The organism is Neobacillus cucumis (assembly GCF_002860255.1).
Taxonomy (GTDB): Bacteria; Bacillota; Bacilli; order Bacillales; family Cytobacillaceae; genus Neobacillus; species Neobacillus cucumis_A.
In genome coordinates, this window is the sequence record NZ_PGVE01000064.1 from 1 (window position 1) to 17696 (window position 17696).

General features: G+C 37.3%; 17 protein-coding genes. 4 read left to right on the plus strand and 13 right to left on the minus strand.

Annotation, left to right across the window (positions count from 1 at the left end):
• Window positions 1-71: 71 nt before the first annotated feature.
• The 4 genes from CVD27_RS16520 to CVD27_RS16535 all read right to left on the minus strand — a co-directional run bounded on the left by CVD27_RS16520 (window position 72) and on the right by CVD27_RS16535 (window position 4013).
• On the minus strand, window positions 72-1367 hold the full coding sequence (locus tag CVD27_RS16520; RefSeq protein WP_101649001.1) for an FAD-dependent oxidoreductase: 1296 nt from the start codon (window positions 1365-1367) through the stop codon (window positions 72-74).
• Entirely contained in the window at window positions 1360-2391 is a 1032-nt protein-coding gene (locus tag CVD27_RS16525; RefSeq protein ID WP_101649002.1) for an electron transfer flavoprotein subunit alpha/FixB family protein, read from the minus strand. Before CVD27_RS16525 ends, CVD27_RS16520 begins: the two co-directional genes overlap by 8 nt.
• A gap of 34 nt (window positions 2392-2425) precedes the next feature.
• Window positions 2426-3250 (minus strand): electron transfer flavoprotein subunit beta/FixA family protein, encoded by an 825-nt coding sequence (locus CVD27_RS16530; protein ID WP_101649003.1) that lies wholly within the window; start codon window positions 3248-3250, stop codon window positions 2426-2428.
• 520 nt (window positions 3251-3770) lie between these two features.
• Window positions 3771-4013: an aspartyl-phosphate phosphatase Spo0E family protein gene (locus CVD27_RS16535; protein WP_101649004.1), complete on the minus strand. Its 243-nt coding sequence runs from the start codon at window positions 4011-4013 to the stop codon at window positions 3771-3773.
• Between the two features lie 373 nt (window positions 4014-4386).
• Here CVD27_RS16535 and CVD27_RS16540 point away from each other — a divergent pair, with 373 nt between their 5' ends.
• Window positions 4387-5217 carry a carbon-nitrogen family hydrolase gene (locus tag CVD27_RS16540; RefSeq protein ID WP_180960323.1) on the plus strand — a complete coding sequence of 277 codons (831 nt, stop codon included), beginning with the start codon at window positions 4387-4389 and terminating at the stop codon, window positions 5215-5217.
• A 52-nt stretch (window positions 5218-5269) separates the two neighbouring features.
• On the opposite strand, the gene CVD27_RS16545 is transcribed toward CVD27_RS16540, so the two are convergent.
• The 3 genes from CVD27_RS16545 to CVD27_RS16555 form a co-directional block, all read right to left on the minus strand.
• On the minus strand, window positions 5270-6406 hold the full coding sequence (locus tag CVD27_RS16545; protein WP_257984398.1) for a PAS domain-containing sensor histidine kinase: 1137 nt from the start codon (window positions 6404-6406) through the stop codon (window positions 5270-5272).
• 171 nt (window positions 6407-6577) lie between these two features.
• Window positions 6578-8872 carry a thiamine pyrophosphate-dependent enzyme gene (locus CVD27_RS16550; protein WP_101649006.1) on the minus strand — a complete coding sequence of 765 codons (2295 nt, stop codon included), beginning with the start codon at window positions 8870-8872 and terminating at the stop codon, window positions 6578-6580.
• Window positions 8872-9885, minus strand: coding sequence for a 2-oxoacid:acceptor oxidoreductase family protein (locus CVD27_RS16555; RefSeq protein WP_101649007.1), 1014 nt, complete (start codon window positions 9883-9885; stop codon window positions 8872-8874). The genes CVD27_RS16550 and CVD27_RS16555 overlap by 1 nt, the downstream gene beginning before the upstream one ends.
• A 351-nt stretch (window positions 9886-10236) precedes the next feature.
• On the opposite strand from CVD27_RS16555, the gene CVD27_RS16560 reads away from it, so the two are divergent.
• Window positions 10237-11973, plus strand: coding sequence for a B12-binding domain-containing radical SAM protein (locus CVD27_RS16560; protein WP_101649008.1), 1737 nt, complete (start codon window positions 10237-10239; stop codon window positions 11971-11973).
• A 33-nt stretch (window positions 11974-12006) separates the two neighbouring features.
• Here CVD27_RS16560 and CVD27_RS28805 read toward each other — a convergent pair whose 3' ends face one another.
• Together CVD27_RS28805 and CVD27_RS28220 are read right to left on the minus strand one after the other, a co-directional pair.
• Entirely contained in the window at window positions 12007-12135 is a 129-nt protein-coding gene (locus tag CVD27_RS28805; protein WP_257984399.1) for a hypothetical protein, read from the minus strand.
• Entirely contained in the window at window positions 12135-12296 is a 162-nt protein-coding gene (locus tag CVD27_RS28220) for a hypothetical protein (protein ID WP_180960324.1), read from the minus strand. The genes CVD27_RS28805 and CVD27_RS28220 overlap by 1 nt, the downstream gene beginning before the upstream one ends.
• A 133-nt stretch (window positions 12297-12429) precedes the next feature.
• On the opposite strand from CVD27_RS28220, the gene CVD27_RS16565 reads away from it, so the two are divergent.
• Together CVD27_RS16565 and CVD27_RS16570 are read left to right on the plus strand one after the other, a co-directional pair.
• A complete protein-coding gene (locus CVD27_RS16565; RefSeq protein ID WP_101649009.1) occupies window positions 12430-12783 on the plus strand; it encodes a DUF3905 domain-containing protein in 354 nt (117 codons plus the stop codon).
• A gap of 194 nt (window positions 12784-12977) precedes the next feature.
• Window positions 12978-13178, plus strand: coding sequence for an alpha/beta-type small acid-soluble spore protein (locus CVD27_RS16570; protein ID WP_101649010.1), 201 nt, complete (start codon window positions 12978-12980; stop codon window positions 13176-13178).
• Between the two features lie 40 nt (window positions 13179-13218).
• On the opposite strand, the gene CVD27_RS16575 is transcribed toward CVD27_RS16570, so the two are convergent.
• The 4 genes from CVD27_RS16575 to CVD27_RS16590 all read right to left on the minus strand — a co-directional run bounded on the left by CVD27_RS16575 (window position 13219) and on the right by CVD27_RS16590 (window position 17643).
• Complete coding sequence (locus CVD27_RS16575; protein WP_101649011.1) at window positions 13219-14343, minus strand: anti-sigma factor domain-containing protein; 1125 nt, start codon at window positions 14341-14343, stop codon at window positions 13219-13221.
• Window positions 14340-15086: an RNA polymerase sigma factor SigI gene (gene sigI / locus CVD27_RS16580; protein ID WP_101649012.1), complete on the minus strand. Its 747-nt coding sequence runs from the start codon at window positions 15084-15086 to the stop codon at window positions 14340-14342. Before sigI ends, CVD27_RS16575 begins: the two co-directional genes overlap by 4 nt.
• Window positions 15087-15377: 291 nt before the next feature.
• Window positions 15378-15845, minus strand: coding sequence for a hypothetical protein (locus CVD27_RS16585; RefSeq protein WP_101649013.1), 468 nt, complete (start codon window positions 15843-15845; stop codon window positions 15378-15380).
• Window positions 15846-16062: 217 nt separating this feature from the next.
• Window positions 16063-17643, minus strand: coding sequence for a peptide chain release factor 3 (locus CVD27_RS16590; protein WP_101649014.1), 1581 nt, complete (start codon window positions 17641-17643; stop codon window positions 16063-16065).
• Window positions 17644-17696: the final 53 nt, after the last annotated feature.

A 17696-nucleotide genomic window follows, 5' to 3' on the forward strand; every position in this document is an offset into this window, starting at 1 on the left:
CGTCAAATGAGACTTTGTATCGCACTTAAACCGAATCAAATACTGCTTTTCCTCGATATTCTTCGTTGACATTATTTCACCGCCTTCCAGGCACGATAAATATCCTGAATCACTCGAATGGTTCCTTTTTCCGCTGTAACACCCTTGATTATTTGCTTTTGTTTTTCTCGTTTTGGTGTTCCGTCTACAGTGAAGAATTTGCTCATGGCCTTGTTCATCATTGGTACATAATCATTGAAATATTGTGGGTATTTCTCAAAAGTGTGTGCAGCATCTTTATATTTCTCTAAGTCCTTTATTATAAAGCTATCATAAAGTTTCTCTCGATAAAGATTTAATGTAGTCTCCGAGAAATCTCCCCTTGCCTTAGCTTCAATAACAGTTTCAGCTGCTAATAAACCTGAATGCATGGCCATATTAGAGCCTTCGCGATGAATGGCGTTTACCAATTGGGCTGCATCCCCAACGACTATGACCCCATTACCGGCAACCTTAGGAACGGAGCGGTAACCGCCTTCAGGAATAAGATGAGCTAAATATTCAGCAGACTCCCCTCCCGTTATCAGTGGCTTCACCATCGGATGATTTTTTAAGTAATCTAACAGCTCATACGGCTTTAATTTCGCTTTAATCATACTAGAGAGAGTTGTGCCTACCCCAATATTTAAACTGTCCTTATTAGTATAAAGAAAAGCAGTTCCCAGGTTGCCTTTGGTTGAGTCTCCAAAAATCTCAATGGTGCATCCTTGGTTATCCTCTAAATTAAAGCGGTCATTAATTTTCTCTTTCGGAAGATTAATAACTTCCATAACCGTTAAGGCTACCTCATCAGGACGAAATTCTTTATGGAAACCTAATTGTTTCGAAAGAAGCGAGTTTACCCCGTCAGCCAAGACGACTACATCCGCATAAACCTCCCCATCAGGACGGTCCGTACGGACACCAACCACCTTGCCATTTTCAACAATACACTCCGTTACAACGGTTTCGTTAATAAGGAGAGCTCCTGCTTCAACTGCTTTTCCAGCAAACCATTGATCAAATTGGGCGCGAAGGACTGTAAAATTATTATATGGTTCGACTGCCCATTCAAGACCTTTATATCCAAAGGAGACAACTGATTCTTTATCCATCATCCAAAAACGCTGCTCAATGACAGGCCTTTCAAGAGGTGCTTCTTTCCAAAACTCTGGAATTAGCTCTTCCATCTGCTTTCGATACAAGACACCGCCCATTACATTTTTTGCCCCTGGATATTCACCTCTTTCAATCAGTAAAACATTCAGCCCCTTTCTAGCACAAGTAAGAGCACATGCAGTACCTGATGGACCAGCCCCAACAACAATGACATCAAATTTCTCAGGCATAACTAATTTCACCGCCCTTTTCCGTCTTAAGCTGCTTAAATTGCTCGATTAGTTTAGGTACAATTTCTAAAGCGTCTCCTACAATTCCGTACGTTGCAACATCAAAAATAGGGGCATTGGGATCTTTGTTGATAGCGATAATAAATTCTGAATTTTTCATCCCAACAACATGCTGTATTGCACCAGAAATACCGATGGCAAAATAAATTTTCGGTGTTACCGTTTCTCCTGTTTGACCAACCTGCTGTTCATGTGGAAGCCAGCCAGCTTCCACCACATCACGCGTCCCGCCTACACTTGCACCTATGGTTTCTGCTAACTCATGAATAAGCTGGAAGTTTTGCAGGTCTCCCATTCCTTTGCCTCCGCAAACAATGACATGGGCTTCTGCTAAACTTGCTTTTTTTGTTACGTCATTCACAATTTGCAGTACTTTTGTCCGCATATCTTCTTCCTTGAGATCAATTTTCTCTTCAATAATCTTCCCAAGTCTGCTTGAATCCGGCTCTAATGCCTTCATAACCTTTGGCCGTACCGTTGCCATCTGCGGCCGATGCTTTTTACATAGAATGGTTGCCATGATATTGCCGCCAAACGCCGGTCTGCTTGCTTCCAGCAATCGGTTTGATACATCAACATCAAGCATGGTCGTATCGGCAGTTAACCCTGTTGATAAATCAGTGGCAACCGCACTTGCTAAGTCCTTTCCATTTGGTGTGGCTCCATAAAGAATAATTTCCGGCTTATATTTTCTAGCTAACAACATAACCCCCTGCATATAGGATTCGGTTCTATAGTCCTTTAAAATAGGCTGATCAATAACATAAACCTCATCAGCACCATATGAAATAACTTGGCTGGCTAGTGGTTTAATTTCATGTCCTAATAAAAATCCTGCTAATGGAACTTGTAACTTATCAGCTAGTTTTTTGCCAGCTCCCAGCAGTTCAAGTGATACTCCTTCAATTTTACGATCGTTTTGTTCGATAAATACCCAGACTCCCCGATAATCGTCAAAATTCATATTAACCCCTCCCCAAAGCAGAAAAATACTTTTATTATTTTGATGGCTGAATCGTAAATAGGTCCTTTTTCTCCATTAAGACATCCATGAGCTGTTTGACTTGCTCATCAGGAGAACCCTCTAGTCTTTTCCCGCCTTCAGGCCGTGGAGGTGTAAACATTTTACCTACGATAGTTGGTGACCCCTTTAAACCAAGCTGCGTTCGGTCTACATTTTCAAGATCGCTGACAGCCCAGATAGTCGGCTCGTATCTTGCTGCTTTAATCATGTTAAGCATTGGGGAATATTCAATTTGATTAATTTCCTTTTCAACCGTTAACAAGCATGGAAGTTCAGATTGAATTAACTCATATCCATTGGATAATTTTCGTTTAATTAGCACCGTTTTTTCTTCTTGGTTGACCTCTGCCACTTCAATTACATTTGTCACTGGGGGAATATCCATTCTTCTTGCAATCCCAGGACCTACCTGTCCGGTATCACCATCGATCGCATGTTTCCCGCAGATTACCATATCAACAGGAAGTTCCTTCCCTATTCGTTCTAATGCCTTTGATAATGCATAACTAGTGGCTAGGGTGTCTGCACCTGCAAAAGCGCGGTCTGTAATTAGATAGCCTCTATCTGCCCCGATTTCAATACTTTTCTTAATAATGGCGGTTGCTTGCGGCGGTCCCATTGACAATACCGATATAGTTCCACCCGTTTTTCCCTTAATTTTCACAGCCTCTTGAACAGCATGGGCATCATAAGGATTCAAAATTGCAGGTGCGCTTCGGCGGTCGAGTGTGTTAGTTTTTGGATTAATTTTAATGATTTTTGTATCAGGTACCTGTTTGATACAAACAACAATGTGCATGTAGGACTTTCCCTCCTCCATATGAACTGCGAGTTTTGAAAGCGTTTGCTTCCTTTGGTTATAAAAGATGCTTTTATTAACGATAATATGTATCGCAACACAAGCATAGTACCAAACATAAGAGTTTTCTTTTTTTCTGGTAAGAATAAGGTGGATTCTAGGGAGCATTTTTTGATTATTGTATGGTAGAACTGAAGTGGAAACTAAATGCAGTCTATGTCTCGATTGTTAACAATGTACTAATAATATAACTATATTAAATATTATGATATAAACAATGATAAAAATCACAGGTTTCTTCTAATATTTAGGGGTAATAGGGAATTATTTTTTAGAATGTATCAGGAGATTTAAAAGATGTAAATTAGGAAGTGTTTTTGAGGTTTGAACATGTACTAGCGAGTATCAGAAGGCCTTCTTTTTTGTTTTTATAAATGGTTAAATCTGAAGACCTTCATTACAATTCCGATAGGGCAAAAGATTTTTGGAATATTATAATCAAAGTTGTTTTATCCTTTTCTTAAACTAAAACTTTAGGCCAGATCATAATCATGTGTTTAAAAGCAAATTTTACTTCTTCATTTGATTTTGAAGATTGACTAATTACCTTTTGATATTGATTGATTAGTTCATCTAGTTCTTGGCTGTATTTAATTGTTTGTGGACTCGTATAACCAAGAGTGTTTGCACTATGAATCATTAATTCTCTTTTAGCTTTTATCTCTTCAATCATTTCAGATTGATTATTACTATACTTGTACAATTTTATCCTCCTACCTTACACGCTTACTATAAACCACTCAAAAAGTAGACTACTTGAAGAATTATGACAAGAAATTCATGAAAAGTAAATACAATCGCAAAAGTAGACAAAACAATCTATTTCTTTCGCTTTTCGACATATTTTTCTGTCACTTTCGTTCACAAACGACAAATATACCATCAAAGTAATATAGTATTTTAATAAGTAAAAAAATTAATAGTTCTCAACTTTTAAGCTTCACAGGGTTAATATGAAATTTTTGTAAAATATCAATAGTGCTATAGAACTAATTTTGTTTACTATTGGTTTTTATTAGTTAAAATATCTACGAATCTTGTTTGAATTTCTAGTGATAAATGTTATAACTTTTATAATGACTTGTAAAGAAAAAATTCAGAATATTTATGAGGTGAGGGGTTTGAAAATAAAAGTGTCATGTCTTCAAATGGATATCGCCTTCGGTGACCCTGTAAGAAATTATCAATCAGCTGAAAAGCTAATTGAAAAAGCCATGGAGAAACATCCAGATATTCTTGTTCTGCCTGAGCTTTGGACCACTGGATATGACTTAACCAGGTTAGATGAAATTGCGGATCAACATGCAATGCAAACCATTACTTTTCTCCAAGCAGCAGCAAAAAAACACAAGGTCCATTTTGTTGGGGGTTCAGTTGCAAATCGTGGGGAAAAAGGAGTAAGCAATACCCTTCTTATCATTACAAAAGAAGGAGAAGTGATCCATCAATATGATAAACTCCATCTCTTTAAATTAATGGATGAACATCTCTTTCTTGAGGCTGGGTCTAAAAAAGGTTTATTCCAGGTAGAGGATCATTTGTTTGCAGGTGTCATTTGTTATGACATCCGTTTCCCTGAATGGATTCGAGCTCACACTTCTGAGGGAGCTGTAGCCTTATTTGTAGTCGCGGAATGGCCTGCAGCTCGCTTACAGCATTGGAGGACTCTCTTGATTGCTAGAGCAATTGAAAATCAATGTTATGTGATCGCCTGTAACCGGTCTGGCAGTGACCCAAACAACCAATTCGCTGGACACTCGCTAATTATTGATCCGTGGGGGGAAATAATAGCCGAAGCAGGAGAGCAGGAAGACATCCTTTCAGCGGAGATTAATTTAGAGCTAGTAAAAGAAATCCGCAAGCAGATACCGATATTTGAAGATAGAAAACCAAATTCCTATTATTAAAATGTACTAATCAACCCAAAAAAAGCAATCTGTATTATTTACGGATTGCTTTTTAATCTCTATCTATTTTACTTTTCAAATCGAGAGGCAGCTCAATGTAAAAAGTGGTTCCTTTTCCTTCTTCGCTATCTATTCTAATTTTCCCTTGATGTTCATTGATAATTCGGTAACTAACCATTAACCCTAGACCTGTTCCCTGGTCTTTTGTCGTATAAAATGGTTCACCAAGCTTTTTTATCATCTCCTTTGGAATTCCGGAACCCTCATCTTGAATACTAATTTGAATCTGCCCATTGTCCTGCTTCTTCGTGGTAACAGTTATTTTCCCGCCAAGGGGCATCACTTCGATTGCATTTTTTATAACATTAATAAATACCTTTTTTAATTGGTTAGGCTCACAAAATACAAGAGGTATTTCACTGTCATAGTCTGTTACAAATTGGACATTATGTAGAACAGCCTGTGCTGAAAGTAAATCAACTGTTTCCCTAATAATTTGGTTAAAATCCTTCTCTTGAAATTTAGTAGCATGCGGCTTTGCAAGAATTAAAAACTCATTAATAATCGAATCCATCCGTGCCAATTCTGAAGTTATAACTTGATAATACATTGGATGTTCTTTAATGATACAGCTTTCAAGTAATTGAATGAATCCTTTTAGAGCTGTCATAGGATTACGAATTTCGTGGGCTATTCCAGCAGCAAGCTCCCCAATTACATTAAGTGTGTCAGATTTACGCAGCTGTTCCTCAATTCCCACCTTATCGGTAATATCTTTTAAGACGGTAAAATTAATTCCTCCCCAGACATCAAAGGTGGATGAACATTCAAAATATCTATTTTTCCCTTCTTCATCTTTAAAGGTCATCGTGGAGCAAAATTGTCCATATTCAAGGACTTGTTCTATATGCTGTAGAATCTTTTGCTTTCCGTCTTCTAATATTGTATGAGGTTCGTAAAGAAGATTACCTATTAACCTATCCTTCTTAATGCCTATTATTTTTTCTGCGGCAAGATTTAGGTCAATAATACGATGCTCGTAATCCCAAAGGATAAGGCCATCGACTGAATGTTCAAAGATTTGTCTATATTTGTGTTCGCTCTCATGAAAATTCATTAACTTTTTCTGGTTTTTACAACTATCAAGAGATAATGCTTCTTTTTGGCTTTGCTTTCCCACGTGCTGCACCCCGCGAACTCCCTGATTATCCATACATCAAATCTATTATTCTACATAAATCGAGAAAAAACATATTATCTCGACAATTTATTATAACATGATAAGACAATACTATTAAAAAAATAAGCAGAAAACGCAAAGTACTTTCCTACTTTGCGTTTTCTACTTTATGACATCATATTAAAGAAGCGGATTTTCGTGCTTTGCTTTTAGACGCTGCCATCTTTTTTCAACTTCAGCTTCAAACTCTTCTAAAATAGACTTATTTTCTTCTTTTAAAAGATGTTTTGCTTTTCCCATATATTTCAGCCAATCAGAAAGGGGAACGCGTTTATTCTTCTCTTCCGGATTATACGTAATAGTAGTAACGCCTTGTTCAATTTCATAAAGTGGGAAGAAGCAGGAGTTCACAGCCTCTTCGACAATTTTTGTCCCATAGCGATCATCCGATTTCCAGTTTAATGGGCAAGCAATAAGAAGTTTTCCATACACTGGTCCAACATTCTGTGCATACCATTGGGCTTTTGCACCTTTATTCACTAAATCCTGAGGGAATGCTTCAGATCCGGTAAATACGTAAGGAATGTTAGTGGCAGCCATGATTTGAGCAGTATCCTTGTGGTGGAAAGCCTTTCCGCGCTGTACTTTTCCTACACCAGATGTACTTGTCATATGTCCAATTGGCGTTGAGTATGACAATTGTGAGCCTGTATTCATATAACCTTCATTATCATATTCCAGCATGATCAATTTGTGTCCACGAAGGGCTGTTCCAATCGCTGAGCCCATCCCTATGTCCATACCACCATCGCCTGTAATCATAACAAAAGTTGCATCGTCAGACACATTTATTTCTCCACGGCGTTTTAATTCCATAAATGCCTCGACTGTCCCGGATAAGGTCGCTGCACCATTTTGGAACAGGTTATGGATCATTGTTTGTTTATGCGATGTACTTGGATAACCAGTTGTCGTTACATACGCACAGCCTGTTTGGAATAATGTAACGATATCTCCTTCAATGCCCTTAAAGAATAGCTCAAGACCAGCAAATATCCCACAACCTGGACATGCACCGTGTCCTGAAGCAATTCGTTTCGGCTTGCCTGTAAGAGCACGAAGCGGAGGAATTTTAACTTTTAATTTATTTGTTTCTTCATCCATTTTGACATCAATCAGGCCTGTTTTATACACATCACCATGTTGTGGCAATATAACTGGCTTAAGAATGTTTTCCGGATTACCTGGAATATGCCCATAGTAATCGAACGGTTTTTCAGCATATCCCTTTTCCAAGGCGTCGATTGCCATACTAAAGAATTCGTGTGCATCATCCGCATAGAAATCCTTCCCGCCTAGACCAAATACTCGGCTTAACACAATGGTTTTATTGTCCTTATCATCTTGCAGGGCAGATTTCACTTCATGGGTTAAATTAGGGCCATTAGCACCATATGAATCTGCACGCTCACCGACTAATAAGGCTTTAACATTTTTAAGGGCTTCGCGGATCTCATTAGAAGGGAATGGACGGATGATATTCGGGCTAATGACTCCCGCTTTAATTCCCTTTTCACTAAGCTGGTCAACCACATCTCTTGCAGATTCTGCGGCAGAATTTAATAGAAATAATGCAACTTCAGCATCTTCCATTTTATATAAATCCAGTACATTATATTCTCTGCCCGATAGTTTTGCATATTCAGCAGCCACTTCTTTAAATACATCTCCAGCATTGTAAATAGCTTCTGATTGCTGGTAGTGGTTATTAATGAAATCATCGCCACTCATATGTGCACCGACCGTTACTGGTTTGCTTAAATCTCTAACAAAGTTATATTCAGTCGGACACTCGCCAACAAATTGCTGTACAACATTACGATCCTTAAAGTACTCTACCCTACGCTTTTGGTGTGATGTAAAGAAACCATCATAGGCAACAATAACCGGTAAACGGACTTTAGAATGTTCGGCAATTTTTAATGCCATAATATTCATATCATAAACAGCTTGAGGAGTTTTTGCTGTTAAAATAACCCAGCCGGTATTTAAGGCATAATAAAGGTCTGAGTGGTCACCTCGAATATCAAGTGGCCCACTTACTGCCCGAGTAACTAGATTCATGACCATTGGATAACGGGTGCCTGATTGTACGGGCATTTGCTCCAGCATGTATAAGAAACCATTTGCACTCGTTGCATTGATTACCCGAGCACCAGTTGCTGCGGCGCCATAACAAATACCAGCAGACCCATGCTCACCATCAGCGGGAATCAGTTTAATATCATGCTGGCCGCGGGTTTTCATTTGATCTAAAAATTGAGCAACCTCAGTAGAAGGTGTAATCGGGAAATACCCCATAATATGGTAATTAATTTGTGCGGCTGCAGTGGCTGCCATCTCATTTCCAGACTCAAAGGTAGAAACCTGCTCAGCCACCTTATGCATTGTTAATTTTTCATCTAAAATAGCCATTATAGAACCCCTCCTGCCATGTAAGGAAAGTTTTGCTTGACACGATTTTCATCCGCATATCCGATGATTTCACGAAGATCACCTAATGCATCGGTTGGACATGCTTCTACACACTTTAAGCAGCCCTTACAATATTGATAGTCAATACCCTTTAAGAACATCTGTTTCCTGCCGCGTTTATCTTCCCCTTCTTCCCAAACAAAACAAAAATCTGGACAAACATTATCACAAGCTGCACAATGAATACATTTATCTTGTTTATATTCTGGAAGGAAACCTTGACGTGATCCACTTAAATCTTTAAAAATACTATTTGCTTGAGAAACCATCACGCCGCCTATTTCTTGTGTCATATAGCCAAGTTGTGGAAGTTTACGTGTAAAAGCTTTCCCTTCAGCTCCTTCAGGCACTTCATAGGTTTTAAATTGAACTTCATTATATCCTCGATCAAATGTTCTGATATTTGGCTCAACAAGGTGTGGATATTTCTTCGTAAAAGTTTTCCTGATCACATCTCTCATGGATTCAGGATCTAAGAAATCACAAATTCGATATAAAGCGCCTAACATAGCTGTATTTACTTTTGTTTTTTCCTCAACTGCAATGGTTAAGGCGTCGACAATGGCCAGGGTACCATATTCTAAGTGTAAATCCTTTTTTACATCATCAAAATCTCTAGCTGAATTCACTAGGACAATTCCATCCGCATTTAAACCGCTGACAACATTTACCGTCTTATATAATGCTTCATGAAAAACTCCAACAATATGCGGCTGCTCGATTGGACTATGATCGCGAATTTCTACTTCAGGATCACAAAAACGGATGAAACTCTTTACTGGTGAGCCTTTCTTTTCAGATCCATAGGATGAAAAGTTAGAACCTCTTAAACCAAGACTAAATACTCCTGCTTCTGCTAACATTTTTCCAGCTAGGTTTGCCCCTAAGCCGCCAATTGATTCTAATCGGATTTCAAAAAATCCAAGATCATTCTTTTTCGGTAAAATAGACATAATGTCCCTCCCCATTTCGTCCCAAAAATACGAAATAAACTATTAATTGATTTACCCAACGTTATTGTAGGACAATTTAGAAATTTAATCTGTGACAAAAGTCAAACATCTACCGAAAAGTTTTATAACACATTATTTTTTTAAAAAGATTCATTATTATATCAGACTTAATAACGCTTACTTAATTATATAACAGACTTTTTATTGTAATATAACAGAATGGTATTTAGGTATTGATTCGTTTAAATGAATATTGGGCATACGTGAATTGATTTGGGTTTGTGAAATACCCTTTTGGTCAAAAATAAGCTATAATTATTATTTGGTTATATTTAATAAAGGAGCAACCTTATGAATGTTATTTGTTCGACTCTAAATGCTAAGTTTATTCATACAAATCTTGCTATACGCTATTTGAAGGCCTATGCCGCCCCAGAATTTCCAATCAAACTTAAAGAATACACCATTAAAGACCCAGTGCTAAATATTGTTTCGGACCTTTATCAAGCTAAACCTGATGTTATCGGTTTTAGTTGTTATATATGGAATATTGAAGAAACATTAAAAGTGGTTAATATGTTAAAAAAGGTTGATCCTTCCATTTTAATTGTTCTAGGCGGACCAGAAGTTACTTACGATACCGTTGAATGGATGGAAAAAAATCCGGATGTTGATTTTATAGTTATTGGCGAAGGAGAACAAACCTTTAAACAGCTTTTAAATGAAATTTCCACCTCCAAAGAATATCGCAATGTTCATGGCATTGCATATCGGGAAAATGGACAAGTAAAGACGACCCTGCAAATGAATAAACTTGATCTTAAAGAATTGCCTTCCCCTTATCGTTTTCCGGAAGACATATCTGATTTAGGAAAGCGGGTCACTTATATCGAAACGAGCAGAGGCTGTCCATTTAGCTGTCAGTTCTGTCTCTCTTCAATTGAAGTGGGAGTAAGATATTTTGACAGAGAAAAAATAAAAGCAGACATTCGGTACTTAATGGAAAATGGGGCAAAAACCATTAAGTTTGTGGATCGTACTTTTAATATCAGTAGAAGTTACGCTTTGGAAATGTTCCGTTTCTTAATAGATGAACACCTCCCCGGAACGGTATTTCAGTTTGAAATCACTGCAGATATTATGCGGCCGGAAGTGATTGAATTCTTAAATCAAGAAGCACCAAATGGACTTTTCCGCTTTGAGATAGGTGTCCAATCTACAAATGATTACACGAATGAGCTCGTTAGACGCAAACAAAATTTCACGAAGCTGACAAGAACTGTCACAATGGTCAAAGAAGGAGGCAAAATCGATCAACATCTAGATTTAATTGCCGGGCTTCCTGAAGAGGACTATTCCTCCTTCCGAAAAACGTTCAATGATGTATTTGAGATGAGACCAGAAGAACTACAATTAGGCTTTTTAAAAATGCTAAGAGGCACTGGGGTTCGTCTCAGAGCGGATGAACATCAATATGTATATATGGACCATTCGCCCTATGAAATTTTAAGCAATAACGTGTTATCCTTTGATGATATTGTCAGGATTAAACAGGTAGAAGACGTATTGGAGAAATATTGGAATGATCATCGAATGGATTTTACTGTTGAATTTCTTGTGAGCCAAGTTTTCCCTTCTCCATTTGACTTTTTCCAGGAGTTTGGTTCTTACTGGGATGATAAGGGATGGTCACGAATTGGGCACCAGCTTGAAGACTTATATCGCAGGTTATACTCGTTCTTAAAAGAGCGCTCCGTGGAAAATCTGGATGTGATAGAAGGTTTAATGAAGTTTGATTATTTAAGAAATCATAAATACAAACCAAGAAAACCTTGGTGGGAGTCATCCATAGATAAAGGGGAACGGTCACAATTATATAGGCAAATACTTGATCAGGAAATTTCGATTGGAGATAGCTTTAGTCAATTGGAGCTTGACGAAAAGGAATTATTTAAGCATACCATGCTTGAAAAATTAACATTTGACTTAAACCATTATCTAATCACAGGAGACATTAGAAGTAAGCCCGGGCATTTGTTAGCCTACTTTGCCCCAAGCAATGATCAAACACTCATCTTTCCTTTCTAAGTTAGATAAATAAGCCGGGACAAAAGTCTCGGCTTATTTATTTTTTGCATTTTTCTTCAAATGCTTTTTAGTTTCATAAAGCTTTACCCCATTTACCTCACCAATTTCAATACTAAACTCTTCCGTTGGCACAGAGGCTTTTGTATTACGTGCCTTGAGCATCAACTTTTACCCTTTTTACCTTGTTTTGAATTTCGATTTTGAAAACGGATCGCATTATTGTTATCGGTAAATTCTGCAGAAAATTCACTTTCTTGTACATTTTTATGAGGAGTTTTCGAATATTTTTCAACTGCATTAAATTCCGCTTTGCGCTTTGCCATTTAAAAACCTCCCAATAATATTGGTATTACATTCTTAGTTTGAGCAAAGTAAGTGGTAACATTCCTTTCCTTATTTTTCATAAATAAAATTGTCTCTCAAACAGAAAATAAAAGAAAAAAGGAGTGAACACCGTTGAAAGAAGCCAATCATAAAAAGTCCTCCGAAAAGGTAACAATTGACGAAACAATGCCACATCAGATAAATGCACCTAGTTTTGAGGGTACGGGCATTAAAATGCAGGAACCATTTAAAAATAAATATGGGGTAACCATTGGTGACAGTTTATATGCTTCAGAAAACTCTCCTTTAGAAAACTGGTCAAAGGATACAGATCCTGCCATTATGTCCGGGGATGAGTGGGTTCATCCGACGAATGATATTGGCTGGAATACCTCCGAAAACAAAGAACTGCTCGAAAATAAAAGAAAGCCACAAGGTTTCCCGTTTATGCATCCAACAAAGGATGTTGGACATGGAGCGGATTAATGAAATTACCAAATGCGAAAAACATTACCACTTATGAAAATCTAAAGGGAAATAGATACTACTTATACAGAGGAATACACCTCCTCTGAACCCCTAAATTTGCCGAGGGCGTCCCCTTTTAAAGGGATCGAAGAGGCTAATCAAAAGTTAAAAAGGAAAGTACAACTTTCCAAGGACAAAGGAGAGTCAAAAAAATGGCTAATAGCAGCAATAAATTATTAGTACCAGGAATCGAGCAGTACTTAGACCAGGTAAAATATGAGATCGCTCAAGAATTCGGAGTTCAATTAGGTTCTGACACGGTTTCAAGAGCAAATGGGTCTGTTGGTGGAGAAATTACAAAAAGACTAGTTCAACAAGCACAAGCTCAATTATCTGGGCGGTTTAACGAATAATTGAATAAATATGGAAAAAAGTCCGGTTTCAACCGGACTTTTACTTGTTTTTTTGACTTTTATTTTGCTGATCCTTTTGGTTATTACTTTTTTGATTAGCCAAACCGCCTTTTCCGTTCGAATGATTTTGGCTGTTAACGTGTATTTCCTGATGGGTCTGATGTTGCGTGTTTGGCTGCGTTTTTGGTTTGGTATATCCCTGTTTGGGGTGAGATTGATTCTCAAATTTTTTTATTTGTCCAGGTGCCATTTCTTTTACAACAGGCGCAATCTTACTATTAACTGGTTTACCAATAACAGGTTTCGCAACATGTTTATCCTCATTCTTCTTTTGCTGCCCCGGTGGAATAACAACAGATTTTGGTGTTGTAACTATGTTCTGTTTCTGGTTGGCATTTTGTATCAAGTTAGCATTTTGTTTTAAGTTAGCGTTTGGTTTCTGGATGATGTTTGGTTTCTGGTTGACGTTTATATTTTTTGGTTCTTCTTTTTGAAGGGGTTGATGTTTATCTTCCTGGTATTTTCCAGTTGAAATACCAAGATTATGTGCTTTTTCCCGATCTGCCTGAGTTGCCTTTAAAACGGTTAACTCCATTTCTTCTTTACTAGCTAAGGCTTTAATCTCAGCTATATTTTTTTGAAGTTCCTTTTCGGAGTGTTCATCCTGCTCTTTTACTCGAACAGTAGAGAGAATAACAGGTTCGTTTTTTACACCGCTTGCATGTTGAATTTCAGCTAAAATAGACTTGGTGATTTTTGAAACGTCTTTTTTCTTCCAATTCTTTAGCTTCGCAATAACCTTTTGCCCCTCTTTATTAAATCCTGTTAATTCAACAACCTGCATTTTTTTATTTACACCGAGCTCAATACTCGAGTTGGCGTCAATGGACATATAGGCGTATGCTTTATTGTTTTGATGCATCGGGATCAAGGAGCCAAATAAGATGATTAAGGCCGCTAATACGGACCCTATGGTTTTAGGTGAAAGTATATTTTTTAATAAAAAAAATGATTTCTTGGTTTGAAAATTAGCCATCGGAAAAAAGTGTATCTCTTCTCCAAGCGAATAGATTTGATCTTGCTTTTTTGTCCGTAAGAACTCACCCTCGGGGGTTAGCAGTGTTAAGAAAACATCGTCAATTTCCATGATTATTCCTTTTTTCATATATCAAGCACCCCCTTTATATAATCCTTCATATACACATAATCACTAGATAAAATAAGAGCAACCGCAATGATATATTTCCGATTTCGTTCGATCGTTTTCCGGCTGACATTTACCATAGTTTCTAATTGCTTGATAGGAAGACGCTTTTTTTCCATTAGTATCTCTTTTAATTCAGTATTCGCAACTAACATTTTCGCTGTTAGGATAGCACTTTTCCGAGCATCCGCATGCTTTGGAGAGTTTTCAACTAAGTCACTAAAACTTAAATCAAAGGTAGATAATAGCTGTTGGAAATGTAGTATTTCTTCTTTTCTTAATTGCTCATCGTTCTTCTTTTGAAACTCATCGAGCGAAAGTTCATTTACAATAACCGTTCCCGGAGATTCATCTTCTTGCAGGGGATCGGTGATATCGATACTTATATGTTGATTTTTTGTTTGTTTTCGAATATAGTCAATTACTCTTCTTTTTATAATGACCTCGGAAAAACTTAATAAAGAGCTTCCTTTGTCTGGTGAATATTTTTCAATCGCTTCATTAAATGCGATAAGTCCAATACTAAATTCATCATCAGATTCATAAATATAACGTCTACATACGGAAGAAACGGTTTTTGCTATAAAAGGCTTATAGGAATCAATTAATTGGTTAAGTAGTTCACGCTCACCTTGTTGGATTAAAAGAACAGTCTCCTCTAAGGTTCTTTTTTTCTTCTTGGTCATAAACAATAAACCTAGCATGTGCTCACCTCTATTCGACCCATTATAACATACATATAGTACTTTGGACTTTAGAGGGAGATAAGCATTTTTAAAAAGAATACCCCAAGAATGGCTATCTTTTCCCGTTTATTATTTAATTCCTTATATTTTTTTATCATTTTCTCCTCTCATTTAAAATCTTTTTCCAATAAATTTACTTCCGTATTTTACTACATAGGTACGTTGAGTTTTGATCGGTTTATGGGGGTGGTGGTGAATTTTTTTATTCAAACAAAAAAGCTTTAAATCAAAAATTCGATTTAAAGCTTTTTATGTTTTTCGATCCTTTAATTTTAAAATTTGTTGAATAATTCCTCCTACAAACAATCCGGGGATTAAGAACATCATGGGTAAAAAGACAGGACCTGGATGAAGTTGAAAAATAGTGACCTTTGGAGAGACCATTAAACCTACTGTGATGAAATACGCTCCGAATACAAAAGGCAAATAGGAATACTTCTCCTCGGCTGGCATAGCAAACCGATAGGCATCCCACATCGAAAACATATAAAGACATGGATAAAACATGAGCCATTGATAGTCTAATACCCTCTCTGCTTGATTAATTTCACCAAGGAAGCTGTGCATAATCGCCCGATTAAAATGACTATTGGCATTCACAATAAATTCTAAAACAACAAATAAAACGCCTTTAATATATTGTCCTGTTAATAATTGGGTAAACCCGGGCAAGGCAATATTCCATAGAACTGCTTCCAATTTGCTCATTTTTTTCATTTAATCTATCCCGCTTCTTTATGGCATTTAAGAAGAAAAAACTTCTTCACTTAGCTTATCCATTCCTAGGCCAAATTAACTCCAATACGTTAAAAATTTCCCAAGTATTTTCCAATTCATTCATACATCTTTTGAATTCAACAATTTATGCGAAAATAGCCTAAATAAAAAAAGAAAACAGCAGAACTATTTTCTGCTGTTTTGACTAATGAGCAAGTTATTCATGCTGGTCCATTGGGTTATATAGCTTAATGGCAGTATTTTTTTCTTGGAACCATCTTAATGCAAAGTCATTTTCGAATAAAAAGACATAATTATCATATCGATCCTTTACCAGCAGGCTTCTTGAGCTCGATAAATTTTCATCGACTGCCTCATTTTCAACCCATCTTGCAATTTTCGAACCCATACGCTCCATTAATACCTCAGCATTGTACTCATTTCTCATCCGATGCTCGAATACTTCAAACTGAAGCTGACCTACTGCACCTAAAATATATTCTTCCATCCTAACAGACTTAAAGAGCTGAATTGCTCCTTCCTGAACAAGCTGTTGAATTCCTTTATAAAAGGACTTTTGCTTCATAACGTTCTTGGCCGAAACCTTCACATATAATTCAGGAGTAAACTGTGGCAGACGTTCATATTGGAAGTCATCTTTCCCAGTGGTTATTGTATCACCAATTTGGTAAGTACCGGTGTCATATAATCCAATAATATCACCACTTACAGCCTCTTCGACTGTATTTCGTTCTTCTGCCATAAAGGAAGTAGACTGAGACAGCTTTAATTGTTTTCCTAAGCGTGGAATATTAACTGTCATCCCACGTTCAAACTTACCAGAACAAACACGTACAAAGGCAATCCTGTCACGGTGAGCTGGATTCATATTCGCTTGTATTTTAAAAACAAATCCTGAAAATTGCTCTGATAATGGATCGATTTCACCCACAGATGAATTGCGTGCTTTTGGCGGAGGTGCAAATTCCAGGTAAGACTCTAAAAATGTCTGAACACCAAAGTTTGTTAATGCACTGCCGAAGAATACGGGAATTAACGTTCCGTTTGCAATTTTTTCTGCCGAGAACTCATTCCCAGCTTCATTTAGCAATAATATTTCTTCAAGAGTCTGGTCATAAAGTCCAGACGTTTTCAAAGGATGCTCCCCTTCTATTTCACCATCATCATTTAAAGGAATAAATCGATCCTCATCATTTACACGGAATTGTTCCACCCGTTTATGAAAACGGTCATAAATACCTAAGAATTCTTTTCCCATTCCAATCGGCCAGTTCATTGGATAAGATTCAATTCCTAATACTTCTTCTAGTTCAGCAAGAAGTTCAAGGGGTGCCTTCCCTTGACGGTCCAACTTATTCATAAATGTAAATATTGGAATACCGCGCATACGGCAAACTTTAAAAAGCTTAAGGGTTTGCTCCTCAATACCCTTTGCTGAGTCAATAATCATTACTGCACTGTCAACGGCCATTAGTGTTCGATAAGTATCTTCACTGAAATCCTGGTGACCTGGTGTATCAAGTATATTAACCCGGAATCCATCATAGTCAAATTGCATCACACTGGATGTAACAGAAATCCCACGTTGCTTTTCGATTTCCATCCAGTCACTAGTGGCAAATTTCCCTGTTTTTTTCGCTTTAACCGTTCCAGCGTCTCTTATAGCGCCGCCAAATAATAGTAATTTTTCTGTTAATGTTGTTTTACCGGCATCCGGGTGTGAAATAATCGCAAATGTCCGGCGTGACAATACATCTTCTTTAAAATTGTTACCCATCTTGTCTTCCTCTCTTTGACAAAGAAGTCAAACTTCCTCTAAATAAGGTCTTT

Bases quoted from the DNA above. Each gene is read 5' to 3' on its own strand.
- CVD27_RS16590 (WP_101649014.1), bottom strand. From the start codon at position 17,643: ATGGGTAACAATTTTAAAGAAGATGTATTGTCACGCCGGACATTTGCG.
- CVD27_RS16550 (WP_101649006.1), bottom strand. From the start codon at position 8,872: ATGGCTATTTTAGATGAAAAATTAACAATGCATAAGGTGGCTGAGCAG.
- CVD27_RS16570 (WP_101649010.1), top strand. From the start codon at position 12,978: ATGGCTAATAGCAGCAATAAATTATTAGTACCAGGAATCGAGCAGTAC.
- CVD27_RS16525 (WP_101649002.1), bottom strand. From the start codon at position 2,391: ATGAATTTTGACGATTATCGGGGAGTCTGGGTATTTATCGAACAAAAC.
- CVD27_RS28220 (WP_180960324.1), bottom strand. From the start codon at position 12,296: ATGGCAAAGCGCAAAGCGGAATTTAATGCAGTTGAAAAATATTCGAAA.
- CVD27_RS28805 (WP_257984399.1), bottom strand. From the start codon at position 12,135: ATGCTCAAGGCACGTAATACAAAAGCCTCTGTGCCAACGGAAGAGTTT.
- CVD27_RS16555 (WP_101649007.1), bottom strand. From the start codon at position 9,885: ATGTCTATTTTACCGAAAAAGAATGATCTTGGATTTTTTGAAATCCGA.
- CVD27_RS16520 (WP_101649001.1), bottom strand. From the start codon at position 1,367: ATGCCTGAGAAATTTGATGTCATTGTTGTTGGGGCTGGTCCATCAGGT.
- sigI (WP_101649012.1), bottom strand. From the start codon at position 15,086: ATGCTAGGTTTATTGTTTATGACCAAGAAGAAAAAAAGAACCTTAGAG.
- CVD27_RS16560 (WP_101649008.1), top strand. From the start codon at position 10,237: ATGAATGTTATTTGTTCGACTCTAAATGCTAAGTTTATTCATACAAAT.
- CVD27_RS16575 (WP_101649011.1), bottom strand. From the start codon at position 14,343: ATGAAAAAAGGAATAATCATGGAAATTGACGATGTTTTCTTAACACTG.
- CVD27_RS16540 (WP_180960323.1), top strand. From the start codon at position 4,387: ATGACTTGTAAAGAAAAAATTCAGAATATTTATGAGGTGAGGGGTTTG.
- CVD27_RS16585 (WP_101649013.1), bottom strand. From the start codon at position 15,845: ATGAAAAAAATGAGCAAATTGGAAGCAGTTCTATGGAATATTGCCTTG.
- CVD27_RS16530 (WP_101649003.1), bottom strand. From the start codon at position 3,250: ATGCACATTGTTGTTTGTATCAAACAGGTACCTGATACAAAAATCATT.